Here is a 13,956-nt window from a genome sequence, read left to right as displayed (position 1 = left end):
AAAAAAGGCCGCACCTAGCGGCGCGGCCTTTCGGAAATAAAGCGTCAGAAGCTTAGTTCTGAGCGTAGAATTCGATGACGAGGTTCGGTTCCATCATCACCGGGTAGGGCACGTCGCTCAGACCCGGGGTGCGGACGAAGGTCGCCGTCATTTTCGAATGGTCCGCGTCGATGTAATCGGGCACGTCACGCTCGGCCAGTTGGGTGGCTTCGAGAAGCACGGCGATCTGCTTGGAGCGGTCGCGGACCTCGATCACGTCACCCTCTTTCACACGGTAGGAGGGGATGTTGACGCGCTGGCCGTTCACCTTCACGTGGCCGTGGTTCACGAACTGGCGTGCGGCGAACATGGTGGCGACGAATTTGGCGCGGTAGACCACGGCGTCGAGGCGGCGCTCGAGCAGGCCGATCAGGTTCTCACCGGTGTCGCCTTTGACACGCTCGGCTTCGCGGAAGATGCGACGGAATTGTTTCTCGGTCAGGTCGCCGTAGTAGCCTTTGAGCTTTTGCTTGGCGCGCAGCTGCAGACCGAAGTCCGACAGTTTCGCCTTGCGGCGGGCACCGTGCTGACCGGGGGCGTTTTCACGACGGTTGACGGGCGACTTGGGGCGACCCCAGATGTTTTCGCCCATGCGGCGGTCGATTTTGTACTTGGCAGACGTGCGTTTGGTCACGGCTGATCTCCTTTATATTGGCATTTCGGCTTGTTTCCGAAAACCGGTTCCCACTTTTCGGGCCGAAATCGCGTTGCCGCGGGACCCGCAGTGTGGACCGGCCCGGATATGGGCCTCGTGCCATCTGCAAAGGGCGTTGTCCTCTAAGCTTGCGCTTCGACAGGGATCCCCTTGCGGGGGCCACCAACACCAATGAAGCCGCGCTTATACAGGGTCGCGGGGGGGAGTCAACGGGGGAAACGCAGCGGTTTGGGGCCGCATCGCAGTGAGGGGCGGGAAGGCGGCCGTGTCAGGCCGCCTCATGTGCCCAGATGGCGGCCTCGGAGCCCGAGAGGCAGCGGCGGGCAAACATGCCATAGCTCTGCGGATCATGGCGCAGGGCGGGGACCTGGGCCAGCAGCCGATCGCGGTCGTCGCCGTCGAGCCCGTCGAGCGAGGCCGAGGCGGGGTGGAAGCTCTCGGTTTCCAGGCCATTGGCCCAGAGGATCTGATGGCGGGGCAGGAGGAGGTGGATATAGGTCACCTCGCGCACCGCGAGATCGACATGGATCGTGTCCTTGTTGATCAGGTCCTTGGCGGCGACCAGCACCTCGTCGGTGTTGAAGAGCGCGCGGGCCTCGTCACCCTTGATCAGCATCCGGTGTTCGGGGCTGACCAGAAGTTCCTCGTCTGGCCGGTCGATGCCCAGCGCCCCGGCGCGAAACCGGATCGGGCGCAGGCGCGGCAGGGCAAAGAGACGGGCCCCGGACATGCGGCGGCTGCCGATCCACTGGATCTCCTGGGCGCCGTTGTCGCGGGTCGAGACCCGGTCGCCTTCGCGCAGCTCTTCGATGAGGCGTGGACCGTCGGGGGTGGCGATACGGGTGCCGGGGGTGAAACAGATGACGCCGCCCGCGTCGGGGCCTTGGTCGGCGACCGGGGCGCTCAGCCCTTCAAAGCTGTGATGGACGACCCACATATCGGTGTTCTTGGGCGGGATGTCGTCATGGAACATCAAGAGGGGGGGCGATGGCGTGCCGGTTTCGATCACGGTGATCGTGTAGCTCTTGACGCCATTGGTGACGACAAATCCGCGATCCAGAAGCGGATCTGCGATCTCGATCTTGGTCAAATCATTGGTGCCGGTCATGGCGGCGCCGACCATCTTGCGGACCAGTCGCGCCGCGCGTTTGCGGGTGCCTGCCCGCGTGTCTGCCTTCTCCAGTCGCAAAACCGATGAGGGGCCGTCGACACATACCATGTCGCCATGCCACGACCAGGTCGCACCGACCGTAATCGCATCGATCCCCTTAGGCGGGAAATCGTCCACTTCTGTTTGCGACATGGAAATGACAAACGTGCCTTGAAAGCCCGTTCTCATTGCCCGTATTTCCTGCCGTTTATTCTTTTTATTACTGACAGGTTAACAAAGGTTCTTCATTTCGCAAGAGAAGAGGTCAAGGCCGTTGCGTCAAAATTCCAGATTGATGCGCAGAGACCCCACAAGTTGTTCGTCGCGCTGTCCCTCGAATTCCTTGCCGAGCCATGTCAGCCCATAGAAAAACCGATGCCCGGCCTCGGTCTGTACATGCAGGCCGGTGCGCAGGCGCGTGCGGCTGTCGGTGAGCTGATAGCCCTGGTTCGAGGGCAGGTATTCGCTGTGATCGACATAGGCGATGTCGCCGCCAAAGACGAAGCCAATGCCCGCCTCCGGGGTGCGGATCGTGCGATAGCGCTGGCCGGTGACGGGATCGCGGACGAGCAATTCGCCCTGACCGATGCGGCCAAAGCTCAGATCTGCGCCGATGCGGGCGAGGGTTTCGACCCCGGCGCGCATTTCGACGAAGGGGCGCAGGCGGGCGGGGCCGAGGGAGAGCGGGCGGCCGATCTCGGCCACCAGCGTCGGATTGATGTCATCGCCGATCTGGCCGTTGCGGGTGGTCGAATTGATGTCATCGCCGCCCAGGTAGTCATGCATGAAGTCCTGAAAATCGTCGATGCCGGTCTGTGGCCCGGTAAAGACGAGATCGCCGCCGAGGGCGAATTCGGTGCCGGCGCTCTGAAAATGGCTGTGCAGCCCGACCGAGATCGCCGCGGCATAGGGGCGGTCACCAGCGGCGGGGGCGGCGAGCTGTTCCGGCGCGATGGCCTCGAAATTGAGGCGCAGTTCGAGCAGATCGCCAAAGCCCTCGGGCAGTTCGCCGGTCCATTCCGGGCCCCAGACGCGGCTCGACGCGACAGAGCCGGTGCGCCAGCGGTCGCGCCCGTCGCCGATCAGGTCATTGGTGACGAGACGGCCATAGCCGAGATGCTGGCGTTCGCCCGCCTGGGCGGTGCCGGTCATCAAGGGGGCGAGAAAGGAGAGCGAAAGCAGGCTGGCGCCAAGAGCGGCGGTGAGGCGACGGTGCATGTATCTGATAGTCCCTGTGCGTGACGCCCCCCAGCGTGACCCCTGTTTAGCAAGCAAGCGCTGTGCGTGACCAGAGAGGCCGGGGCGGAAAATCGGGGCTTGGGTGCATTTTTCGCAAGGCGGGACATTTTTGACACCCCGCCCTGCGATGTGAGTGTGGCGCCTGTCCGGCGGCCGGGATCAGCGCAGCCGCAGCACCGGGGCGGGGCCGAGCGGCGCGGGGCCCAGCCAGACGCGGCCGCCGCGCAGGGTCAGCGGGATGTCGAGCGTGGTGGGGTTGCCCGACATCTGGGCCAGCAGCGACAGGGCGCTTTCGGCGGTGTCGGCGAGGCTTGGCGGCAGGGCTTCGGCCTCGCGCGCGAGCTGCAGGATGTCGCGCCAGTTGCGGGCCTTTATGGTGATGTCGCCCTCGGGCTGGCCCTGAGCGTCGACCGTCACCTTGCCCGCCATGGCGAGGGCAAGCTGTCCCCATTGCGCCTCGGCGCTCTTGAGGTCGATCATCCGGGGCTGGGGGCGGGCCTCTTCGATGGCGCTGATGTTCCAGGGCTTGTCGAACTCGACCGTCATGTCGATGCGCATCTGGTCGAGTTTTTCCGGCAGGCGGCCGTTCGGGTCGAGATGTTTCTGCCAGGCGTCGCTTGGGGTGAAGCCATCGGCCTGCACGCCGAGCCGGTAGCGCGGCAGATCGCCGGAGGGGGCTTTTTCGGCGGCGAGGGTGAGGCTGTCGAGGCGGGCGGTCTCGGTCTGTCCGAGCTCGGCCACGGTGAGGGTCTTGGCGGTCAGGGTGAGTTCGTTGAGCGCCAGATCGGATTGCGGCGCGACCCGGAGGCTGGCGCGCATGTCGTCGCTCGTTACGTCATATTTGGCCAGCGGGGTGGCGATGCGCTGGCTGTCGGGCCAGACGGCGATGAGGTGATTGGGCTGATAGCTCAGCGCGAGAATTTCGAAATGCGGCGCCTCCCAGGCGAGGCCGGTGTCGGGATCGGCGAGCGCCAGATCCTCGAACTTGGCGTCAAAGCGGTTGGGGAAGCCTTCGACCGACATATCGCTGTATTCGGCGACCCAGCCTTCGGCCTCGCGCGCCTCGAACCAGGTTTCGAGCCCCTTTTGCCCGGCGCCCGAGCCGATGGCCCAGTAGATGCTCCATCCCAGGGCGAGCACAACAAGCGCAGTAAACATCAATCTCATCGGCTACCCTTTCACAGCGAGGCGTGATGATGTTTATAAGCGGGAAACGGCGAGGGACAAGCGAATGACGATGTGGGTTTTCGGCTACGGCTCTTTGGTATGGAATCCGGGGTTTGAACCGGTGGAAAAGGTGATTGCCACCTTGCCGGGCTATGCGCGCAGTTTCTGTATGCGGTCGATCCATCATCGCGGCACCGAAGAGGTGCCGGGGCTGGTGCTGGCGCTCGATGCCCATGAGGGCGCGGCCTGTACCGGGGTGGCGCTGCGGGTGGCCGAGGATCAGGAGGCGGCGGTGCTCGACTATCTGCGCGAGCGCGAACTGATCTCTTCGGCCTATATCGAGGAGGTGCTGCCGCTCGAGTTGATGGATGGGCGGCGGGTCGAGGCGGTGACCTATGTGGTCGATCCTGATCATGTGCAATATTGCGGCGGTGAGCCGCTCGAGACGCAGGCGCAGATCATCGCACGGGCCGTGGGCGGGCGGGGGCCGAACACCGAATATCTCTATAATACCGTGGCACATCTGGTCGAGCTTGGCATCGGCGACGAGGATCTCGAATGGCTTGTCGGGCGGGTCAGGGAGATCGCCGGATAAGACCTTGGCTTAGCGGTTCGATCCGCGTAGGCTGCGGCCAATGAAGAAACGTGTCGGGGGTGTCCAGATGGACCAGCCGGACCGCGAGGTCGAGCCGCATTTTTCCACGCCGATCCGGCAGATCATACTGATGCTGATCGTGCTGGTGCTTACCGGGTTTGGTGCCTTTGTGGCGCTGCCGCGGGTGTTGCCGGTGTTTCAGGCGAACCCCTATCTCAACGGGTTTATCCTCTTTGTCTTTCTGATCGGCGTCATTTCCTGCTTTTGGCAGGTGTTTCAGCTGATCGGCTCGGTGCGCTGGCTCGAGGATTTTGCCGCAGACCGGGCGGGGCATGAGGCCACGAACGCGCCGCAGCTTCTCGCGCCTCTGGCGGCGCTGCTGCGGCAGCGGGCGGGCAAGCGGATGCAGATTTCCCAAAGCGCCGGGCGGTCGATCCTCGATTCGGTGGTGCAGCGGATCGACGAGGTGCGCGAGATCACGCGCTATATCGTCAACATGCTGATTTTCCTCGGTCTTCTTGGCACGTTCTACGGGCTGGCGACGACTGTCCCGGCGGTGGTGGACACGATCCGCAGCCTTGCCCCGCAGGAGGGCGAGGCCGGGGTCGAGGTGTTCAACCGGCTGATGACCGGGCTTGAGGCGCAGCTTGGCGGGATGGGCGTGGCCTTTGCCTCGTCGCTGCTGGGTCTGGCGGGATCGCTGGTGGTGGGGCTCTTGGAGCTTTTCGCGAGCCATGGACAGAACCGGTTCTACCGCGAGCTTGAGGAATGGATGTCGACCATCACCCGCGTGGGCTTTGCCGGGGGCGGTGAGGGCGAGAGCAGCGCCGAAGGCGCGATGCTGGCCGGGGCGCTGGATCATATGAGCGCGCAGATGGACGGGCTCAACCTCATGCTGAGCCAGTCGGACATGAGCCGCGCCATGGTCGATGAAAAGCTCGACGCGCTGTCGGCCGCGCTCGACCGGCTGAGCGACCGGCTCGGCGGGGAAGGGCCGCAGGTGCAGGCGCTGATGCGGCTGGCCGAGGGGCAGGAAACGCTGATCGCGACCCTGACGCAGCGCTATGAAAACGGCGCCGATGCGAACGCATCCGGCGGGCTCGATGCCGAGAGCCGGATGCGGCTGCGGTCGATTGACGTGCAGATGCTGCGCATTCTCGAAGAGATCAGCGCCGGCCGGCAGGAGAGCACCACCGAGCTGCGCACCGATCTGGCCGAGCTCAAACGCGCGGTGCAGGATATGGTGCCGGAGTTTCAGCTTCCCCCCGCCACGCCGCGGCGACCGGAGCGCTAGGCCATGGCCCTGTCGCGGCGCACCGGGCAACGGTTCCAGGCCTCGATCTGGCCGGGTTTCGTGGATGCGATGACCGGGCTTTTGCTGGTGCTGATGTTCGTACTGACCATTTTCATGGTGGTGCAATTCGTCCTGCGCGAGACGATCACCGGGCAGGCAACGCGGCTCGACAAGCTCTCGGCCGAGATTGTCGCCCTGTCGGAGGCGCTGGGGCTGGAGCAGGACCGCAATGCGACGCTGTCTGAACGGGTCGGCACGCTGACCACGACGCTGGGCGAGGCGCGCGAGCGCGCGGCGGCGCAGGTGGCGCGGATTGCCGAGCTCGAAGGGCTGGTGGCGGGGCAGGCCGATGATCTGGCCGCGGCGGCGACACGGATCGCGAGCTTTGAAGAGCAGGTGGCGGGGCTTTTGGCCGAACGCGAGGGCAATCTCGGCACGATTGCCGATCTCGAAGAGCGGCGTGACGAATTGCTCAGCCGTCAGGAACAATTGCAATTGGCGCTGGCCGGGATGCGCGAGGAGGTCGACGCCCAGAGCGAGGCGGCGCGGCTTGCGGCGGCCAAGCGCGAGGCGTTGGAGGCGCTTATTGCCGATCTCGAGGCGAAGAACGCGCAGGCCGATGCGACGCAAGGGGCGCTGGCCGCCAAGGTCGAGGATCTCGAGGCGCAATTGAGCGAGGAAGAGGCCTCGCGGCTCGCCGAGGCGGCGGCGGCAGAGGCGTTGCGCGAGCGGCTCAAGGGGGCGGATGCGGAGCTAAGCGCGATGACGCTGGCGCTCGAAGCGGAACGCAAACGGGCGGAAGAGACGCTGACCTTGTTGGCGGCGGCGGAGGCGGTGCGCGACGATCTCAACGCGCGGCTGGCGGCGGCGCTGGTGGCGGCGGAAGAGGGGGCAGCCGAGCTTGAGACGATGAAATCGGCGCAGGCGGATCAGCAGAGCCTGCAAGAGCAATTGGCGGCGCGCGAGGCCGAGTTGGCGCAGCTGCGCGAGCGGCTGGCGGCGGTGACGGCGGATGCCGAGGATCTGAGCCTCACCGAGGAGGAGCTGCGCGACAAGCTGGCGGCGGCCTTGGCGGCCAAGATCGCGGCCGAGCAGGAGGCCGAAACGCAGCTGACGGAGGCCGAGGCGCGGGCGTTGCTCTTGACGCAGGCGCGCGAGGCGCTGTCGGAGCAGGAGGCGATGACCGAAGCCGCGCGGCGCGAGCAGGCCTTGCTCAACCAGCAGGTTCAGGCGCTGCGCACGCAATTGGGCGAGTTGCAGACGCTCCTCGATGATGCGGTGGATCGCGAGAGTTCCTCGTCGGTGCAGTTGCAGACGCTTGGCAAGGATCTCAACGTGGCGCTGGCGCGGCTCGCGGCCGAGGAAAAGCGCCGCCGCGAATTGCAAGAAGAGAAGGCCAAGCTTCTCGAGGCGCAGAAGCAGGATCTTGAGAAATACCGGTCAGAGTTCTTCGGGAGGCTGCGCGATGTGCTCGGGGCGCAGGACGGGGTGCGGATCGAGGGCGACCGGTTCGTGTTTTCCTCCGAGGTGCTGTTCGCGCCGGGACGGGCGGCGCTGTCGACTGAGGGGCGCGGCGAGGTGGCCAAGGTGGCCGAGATCCTGCGCAAGGTGGCGGGGGATATTCCGCCCGAGCTTGATTGGGTGATCCGGGTCGATGGCCATACCGATGACGTGCCGATCGTCAATTCGGCGGAATTTGCCGACAATTGGGAGCTCAGCCAGGCGCGGGCGCTGTCGGTGGTACGCTATATGATTGAAAGCCTTGGCATTCCGCCGGATCGGCTCTCGGCCAATGGGTTTGGCCAGTATCAGCCGGTGGCGCAGGGCGACAGCGCCGAGGCGCGGGCGCAGAACCGCCGGATCGAGCTCAAGTTTACCGAGAAGTAACGCCGGGATTTCGGCCACCGCGTGCTGGGTAGGTGACAGGTTCTGTCAGCATGTGCGAGAATAAGCGCATCATGACCCGGACCCATCGTCTCTTTCAGCTGATGCAGGCGCTGCGCCTGTCGACCCCGCCCGCCACCGCCGCCGCGCTGGCGCAGGATCTCGGCGTGACGCCGCGCACGGTCTATCGCGACATCGAGGCGCTGCGTGGGCTGGGCGCGGTGATCGATGGGGCGGCGGGGTTTGGCTATACGCTCATCGAGGATGCGGCGCTGCCGCCGCTCAGCTTCGACAGTGACGAGCTGGAGGCGCTGGTGCTCGGGCTGCGTGAGGTTGAGGCGATTGGCGATCCGGCCTTGCGCGGCGCGGCGGGGCGGGCGTTGTCAAAGCTGCGGGCGCGGCTGCCCGAGAGCCAGGCGCATCGGCTGCGTCATGCGGTGCTCAGCGCGGCGCGGTTTTCGCCGCTGCCCGAACCGGGGGTCGATGTGGTGGCTCTGCGGCAGGCGACATGGGACGAGCGGCGCATCCGCTTCGCCTATACCGATGCCGAGGGGCGGGCGACGGCGCGCAGTGTCGATCCGCTCAGCATTGCCTATATGCAGGCGTCGCATTGCCTCTTGGCCTATTGCCATCTGCGGGCGGATTTCCGGGCCTTTCGCCTTGACCGGATGCGCGATCTCGAGGTGCTGGATCAGTCGTTCCGACCGAACCGGGTGCCGTTGCTGCGGCAGTATATGGCGGCGATGCGGGCCGAGGAGGCCACACATGCCGAGGCCGCGACCCCATAGGCGGAGCCTTGCGCGGCTGTGCTTGCGTTCTTTTGATTTTAACCAACACGCGGTACGATCAGGGAGAGCAGGGCCACGAGGAAGGGCCCGAGACCACTGGGGAGGCCAGAGCAATGCGTTATCAAAAGTTTTTCGGTGCCGGTGTGGGCGTAGTCCTTGGACTGGCAGGACAGGTCGAGGCGCGGGCGGTCGAATCGTCGCTGCGCCCCGAGCAGCGGCCCGGCGGGTTGGCGGTGGCCGCGCAGACGGTGCAAGCGGTGCAGAGCACTGGGCAGACCTCGGCGTCGGTTGCCACCGTGACGCTCGCATCGCTGAGCGGGACGCGGCCGGTGCTGCGGCCGAGTGACCTTGACGTGGAAAGCGTCGTGCAGACCCGGGTGAGCCATCAGGGCTTTGCCAATTGGATCAACGGGTTCCGGTCGCGGGCGCGGGCGCAGGGAATTTCGAACCGGACGTTCGATGCGGCGTTTCGCGGCGTGCAATATGACCCGAGCGTCGTCAAGAAAGACCGCAACCAGTCGGAATTTAAGAAGGAAATCTGGGAATATCTGGATTTCGCCGTCTCCACGAGCCGGGTGCGAAATGGCACCAAGGTGCTGCGCCAGTATCGCAACACCTTTGACCGGATCGAGGCGCATTTCGGCGTCGAGAAAGAGGTGGTCGCGGCGATCTGGGGGATGGAGAGCGCCTATGGCGAGAGGCGCGGGCGCGAGCCGCTGATCCAGTCCATCGCGACGCTGGCCTATGACGGGCGGCGCGGAAAATTCTTTGAGCAACAGCTGATCGCGGCGCTCAAGATCATCCAGTCGGGCGATGTGGCCCCGAACCGGATGACCGGGTCTTGGGCCGGGGCGATGGGCCATACACAGTTTATCCCGACCTCCTATCTTGCCTATGCGGTGGATTTCACCGGCGATGGCAAGCGCGACATCTGGTCGGATGATCCGACCGATGCGCTGGCCTCGACCGCGGCCTATCTCAAGCGGTTCGGCTGGAAAAAAGGCCAGCCCTGGGGCGTCGAGGTGCGGCTGCCGCGCGGGTTCAACGCGGGCCGGGCGAGCCGCAAGCTCACCCAGAGCCCGGCGGCCTGGGCCAATGAGGGCGTCGTCGGCATCGACGGGCGGGCGGTGCCGAATTATGGTAACGCCTCGATCCTGCTGCCGGCGGGGACACAGGGCGCGGCCTTTATGATTTTCCACAATTTCAGCGTGATCGAGAAATACAACCGCGCCGATGCCTATGTGATCGGGGTCGGGCATCTATCGGACCGGCTGCGGGGCGGGCCACCGATCCAGGCGAGCTGGCCGCGCGGTTACTCGGCGACATCGGAGGCCGAGAAGAAGGAAATTCAGGCGTTGCTGCAGCGCAAGGGCTATAAGATCACCAAGGTGGACGGCAATGTTGGCCCGGAAACCTCGGCCGCGATCCGCGCCTATCAGCGGGCGCGCGGGATTTCGGCCAATGGCGCGCCGTCGAAGGAGCTGTTGCAGGATCTGCGCCGCAACTGACGGGATGGCCACGCGGTGATTGGGCCGAGCCTGAGGTGAGAGGGGCGTTGCCCCTCTTGGCCTGCGGTCAATTCACCCCAGGATATTTCGGGCCAGAAGAAGATGCGGGGCCGGTTGACGGGCCCGCGACCCTCCTATTCGGCTGAGGGCGGCGGGGCGATCTGTTCGAGCTGCGACTGGCCGGATTGGCAGGGGCCGCCGCTGTGGCAGGCGAGGATCTGATCGAGCTGCTCTTGGCTCGGCTCGCCAAAGCCTTGGCCGCCACAAGGGTTGAGGGCAAGCGCATAGCTGCCATCCGGTTCGACCCGCAGGAAGGCGAGGTAATCGATGCCGGATTTCGCGCCCGCGCACCACGGCCCGGCGCATTCGATGTCGAGCGAGATCGGGGCTTCAAAACGGCGTTCAAAGCCTTGTTTGCTCAGGGATTTTCCTGAGATGAGCGCCGGGATGCGGGTGCTTGCCGGGGTCGCCGCCTGATTGGTCATGTCGACCTTGGGCAGTCTCGATTCGTCAAAGACGAGCCGCCCGTGCACCACCACATAGCTGGCCTCGGCCTCGGCGGCCTGCGTATAGCTGTCGGTGACGCCATGGGGCAGGCAGGACAGGGCCAGCGCGGGACCGGTGAGGCAACTGGCGACGAGCGTGGCAAGAACGGTTTTCATACTCATAAACGGTCTCCGAACTGGGCGAGGACAGCACTGTAGACCTCGCGTTTGAAGGGTACGATACGGTCGATCAGCTCGGACGGCGGCACCCAGCGCCAGGCCGAGAATTCGGGCGTGTCCGTGGCGATCTGAACCTGATCGTCAGTGCCGGTGAAACGCATCAGGAACCATTTCTGTTCCTGCCCGCGAAAGCGGCCTTTCCAGAGTTTCGGCACCAGATCATGCGGCAGATCATAGGGAAGCCAGCCGTCGCTTTCGGCCTCGATCTGCACGAGATCGGCGGTGACGCCGGTTTCTTCGCACAGCTCGCGCAGCGCGGCGTCGCGCGGCGCCTCGCCCGGATCGATCCCGCCTTGGGGCATCTGCCAAGCGTCGGTCTGATTGTCGATCCGCTGGCCGACAAAGACATGGCCGTCGCGATTGATCAGCATGACGCCGACGCAGGGGCGGTACGGCAGGGCGGCGATCTCTTGGGGTGTCATCTGGGAACCTGTCCTGTGCTGAGCTGTTGGCACAGGGATAGGAGGTTTGGCGGCAATGATCCAGTGGACACTGCCGTGGCGCCATGCGGCGAGAGCGGGGTCTCGCCCCGTTTGCGCGCAACTGGGGGCTTGATCGAGCGGCGCTTCGGCGACATTGTAAGGCATATTTCAAAAAGAGAATTAAGGTTAGAGTGATGGCCAATGAAAACAGGCATATCCGCGGCTTTCGGCGAGGGGTTCTGCAACCGGGAGAAAGGATTTTTTGTCATTTGGAGGGCTGGCAATCCTTGGCCGCAGCAGGCGCCCGGGACGGCAATATTCACGGCATTTTGGCGCTGACCGACCGGCGGCTCTGTTTCTATCGCAAACGGCTTGTGGGGCATGTGCTCTGGCAGGCGGAGCCCACCGCGCTGGCCGCGGTTGAGGCCGGGACTGAGGTCGGGTTTCGGGTGCTGCGATTGGTGACGGCGGCGGATGGGATCGTGTTCAATACCTATGCGCGCAAGACCGATTTCGACATGTTTTACACGACGCTCAACGCGTGCCGGTCCGAGCGCCCGGTCCAAGAGGTTGGGTAGCCGGGGGGTGTTGCCCCCGGCTAGGCTGTGATCCGCACACTCAGACGCGTGCGCGCCGCAAGAGGCGGGGCCGCAGCAGCGCATCCCAGAGAAGCACCGCCGCGATGGTGATGCCCGCCATGGGAAAGGCGAGGCCGAGGGCCAGCACGATGGCCGTGGCCGCGGGCCAATGCGGCATATGCTCTGGCTGGGGCGGGGCGGCGAGCGGCCAACGGCCGGCAGGGCGGCGTTTCCACCACAGGATCACCCCGGAGACGCAGAGGAAGATCACCGACAGGCAGACGAGCGTGTTCGCGAGCACGCTCCACAGTCCGAGCGTGCCCATATGCAGCGCGATGCCCACGGCCATCGCCTTGCCCATCAGGGAGTAATCGGCATAGCGGATGTCGGCGAGGATAGTGCCGGAATAGCGGTCAATATGGGTGATCCGATCCGAGGTCGGGTTGAGGCTGTCCGTGCTCATGGAATCGCGGCTCAGCGTCCAGACGCCGGTGTCGCCTTGGGGCAGGTTGAGTTGATAGCGCCCGGTGAAGCCGATGTCGCGGGCGAAGCGGTCGATCTGGTCGAGATCGGGCAGGGGGCCTGCGCCGGGGGTGGCGTTGTTGGGGGCGATAGCAGTGCCTGTGCTGTGGTGGGCATGGGCATCGGAGGCGGGCATTGGGGTCTGTTCGAGGGCCCAAGGCACCTCTTTCTTGCCGCCGTTGAGGGCCTCGGCATGGGTGATATCGCTCAGCGGGATGCCGGAGTATTTGCCCACTGGGAAGCTCGACCAGGCTTGCACCATCTTGCCGCCCCAGATCCCGGCCCAGGAGAGGCCGGAGATCAGAAAGAACAGTAAGAACAATGAGATGTAGAGGCCGGTGACGGCGTGGAGGCTCTTCCAAAAGCTTCGGCCATTGCGCCCCAGCCGGGGCAAAAGGACGCGGCGGAGGCCGGTGTCGCGCGGCCACCAGAGGTAAAGACCGGTGATCAGGAGGAGGATGCCGAGGGAGGCGGCGATCTCGAGGAGGCGGTCGCCGGGGGGGCCGAGGAGGAGGGAGCTGTGAAGATTGTCCATGAGATCGTACCAGCCGCTGCGGCGGGGGAATTTCTCAAGGATTTCAGCCGTGTAGGGATCGACCACCACCATCATCGGGCCGTCGTCGGTGTTGACGCGGAAAATCGCGGCGAGATCGGCGGAGCGGGGGGCGATATATTGCGCTAAGGTGCCGTCGGGAAAGGCTTTTTCCGCGCTGGCGGCTTGTTCGGAGAGGGCGAGGGTCTGGGCCTGCGGCAGGACCGTGTGACGCTCGCCATCGCGGCCGTCGATATGGGCGATCCAGAGCATGGCCATGCCGGTGGCGGCCAGAAGGATGAAGAAAGGGATAACGTAAAGGCCAGCATAGAAATGCCAGCGCCAAACGGCGCGATAAAGCGCCGCGCGTGCGGGGGTCTGTGTCATGTGTAGGCTCCAATTGGCCGCAGCCGTAGCTCTAGGCGGCCGGTCGTGATGTCAGGGGTGAAATGGCATCAGAAATGGAGCGGCGGGGCGCGGGCCGGGGCATCAAAGAGCGGCCGGGCGCGGGTGTGGGTGCTGGCTGTCGTCGGGGCGGAAAGCCGTGCGATGACAAGAGGTTGCGGGCGCTCGGGCAGGGCTGTGGAGGAGGGTGCAATGGCCTGCACCAAGAGGCAGTCATGATCCTGGGTCTCGGGCTGTTCGACGGGGGTGCCGTCGGCAGACAGGGTAATGGTGCGCAGCCCCTCGCCGGTGCAGATCACAATGGTCTGCGAGCCGGACAGGCCGAGGGAGGCCAAGGCCGCGGTGGCCTTGGGCAGGGTGACCCCGGTGAGCAGGGTTACCAGAATGAGAAGACGCAGAACGGTGCGGATCATGGGGCGATATGGCCGCAAGATCGGGGCTGCGTCCAGCGGT

General features: G+C 65.1%; 14 protein-coding genes. 6 read left to right on the top strand and 8 right to left on the bottom strand.

Annotated elements, in window-relative coordinates:
* Positions 1–52 precede the first annotated feature (52 nt).
* The 4 genes from rpsD to WA237_RS00540 all read right to left on the bottom strand — a co-directional run bounded on the left by rpsD (position 53) and on the right by WA237_RS00540 (position 4,250).
* Positions 53–673 carry a 30S ribosomal protein S4 gene (gene rpsD, locus WA237_RS00555; protein WP_009812523.1) on the bottom strand — a complete coding sequence of 207 codons (621 nt, stop codon included), beginning with the start codon at positions 671–673 and terminating at the stop codon, positions 53–55.
* Positions 674–962: 289 nt separating this feature from the next.
* Entirely contained in the window at positions 963–2,033 is a 1,071-nt protein-coding gene (locus WA237_RS00550; RefSeq protein WP_336096284.1) for a Hint domain-containing protein, read from the bottom strand.
* A gap of 90 nt (positions 2,034–2,123) precedes the next feature.
* Complete coding sequence (locus WA237_RS00545) at positions 2,124–3,062, bottom strand: lipid A-modifier LpxR family protein (RefSeq protein ID WP_336096283.1); 939 nt, start codon at positions 3,060–3,062, stop codon at positions 2,124–2,126.
* A gap of 180 nt (positions 3,063–3,242) precedes the next feature.
* Positions 3,243–4,250, bottom strand: coding sequence for a DUF2125 domain-containing protein (locus WA237_RS00540; protein WP_336096282.1), 1,008 nt, complete (start codon positions 4,248–4,250; stop codon positions 3,243–3,245).
* Positions 4,251–4,314: 64 nt separating this feature from the next.
* Between WA237_RS00540 and WA237_RS00535 the strand changes: the two genes are divergently transcribed.
* The 5 genes from WA237_RS00535 to WA237_RS00515 all read left to right on the top strand — a co-directional run bounded on the left by WA237_RS00535 (position 4,315) and on the right by WA237_RS00515 (position 10,319).
* On the top strand, positions 4,315–4,845 hold the full coding sequence (locus tag WA237_RS00535; protein WP_336096281.1) for a gamma-glutamylcyclotransferase: 531 nt from the start codon (positions 4,315–4,317) through the stop codon (positions 4,843–4,845).
* A gap of 67 nt (positions 4,846–4,912) precedes the next feature.
* Complete coding sequence (locus WA237_RS00530; RefSeq protein ID WP_336096928.1) at positions 4,913–6,139, top strand: biopolymer transporter ExbB; 1,227 nt, start codon at positions 4,913–4,915, stop codon at positions 6,137–6,139.
* A 3-nt stretch (positions 6,140–6,142) separates the two neighbouring features.
* A complete protein-coding gene (locus tag WA237_RS00525; RefSeq protein ID WP_336096280.1) occupies positions 6,143–8,026 on the top strand; it encodes a peptidoglycan -binding protein in 1,884 nt (627 codons plus the stop codon).
* Positions 8,027–8,097: 71 nt separating this feature from the next.
* Positions 8,098–8,811, top strand: coding sequence for a helix-turn-helix transcriptional regulator (locus WA237_RS00520; protein ID WP_336096279.1), 714 nt, complete (start codon positions 8,098–8,100; stop codon positions 8,809–8,811).
* Between the two features lie 113 nt (positions 8,812–8,924).
* Positions 8,925–10,319, top strand: a complete 1,395-nt coding sequence (locus WA237_RS00515) for a lytic murein transglycosylase (RefSeq protein ID WP_336096278.1) — start codon at positions 8,925–8,927, stop codon at positions 10,317–10,319.
* A gap of 134 nt (positions 10,320–10,453) precedes the next feature.
* Here the strand turns inward: WA237_RS00515 and WA237_RS00510 are convergent, their stop codons facing one another.
* Complete coding sequence (locus WA237_RS00510) at positions 10,454–10,987, bottom strand: hypothetical protein (RefSeq protein WP_336096277.1); 534 nt, start codon at positions 10,985–10,987, stop codon at positions 10,454–10,456.
* Positions 10,984–11,466 (bottom strand): RNA pyrophosphohydrolase, encoded by a 483-nt coding sequence (locus tag WA237_RS00505; RefSeq protein WP_216015607.1) that lies wholly within the window; start codon positions 11,464–11,466, stop codon positions 10,984–10,986. The genes WA237_RS00510 and WA237_RS00505 overlap by 4 nt, the downstream gene beginning before the upstream one ends.
* Before the next feature lie 287 nt (positions 11,467–11,753).
* Here WA237_RS00505 and WA237_RS00500 point away from each other — a divergent pair, with 287 nt between their 5' ends.
* Entirely contained in the window at positions 11,754–12,044 is a 291-nt protein-coding gene (locus WA237_RS00500) for a hypothetical protein (RefSeq protein ID WP_336096276.1), read from the top strand.
* A gap of 40 nt (positions 12,045–12,084) precedes the next feature.
* Here WA237_RS00500 and WA237_RS00495 read toward each other — a convergent pair whose 3' ends face one another.
* Both WA237_RS00495 and WA237_RS00490 read right to left on the bottom strand, forming a co-directional pair.
* The gene (locus tag WA237_RS00495; protein WP_336096275.1) at positions 12,085–13,485 is read right to left on the bottom strand and encodes a PepSY-associated TM helix domain-containing protein; all 1,401 of its coding nucleotides are present in this window, start codon (positions 13,483–13,485) and stop codon (positions 12,085–12,087) included.
* A gap of 68 nt (positions 13,486–13,553) precedes the next feature.
* The gene (locus WA237_RS00490) at positions 13,554–13,916 is read right to left on the bottom strand and encodes a DUF2946 family protein (protein WP_336096274.1); all 363 of its coding nucleotides are present in this window, start codon (positions 13,914–13,916) and stop codon (positions 13,554–13,556) included.
* Positions 13,917–13,956 lie beyond the last annotated feature (40 nt).

Origin of the sequence: Roseovarius sp. CH_XMU1461, from assembly GCF_037027165.1 — a bacterium.
GTDB classification, from domain to species: Bacteria; Pseudomonadota; Alphaproteobacteria; order Rhodobacterales; family Rhodobacteraceae; genus Roseovarius; species Roseovarius nubinhibens.
Note: the sequence above shows the minus strand (reverse complement) of the source record. Positions and strands in the feature narration are given on the sequence as shown.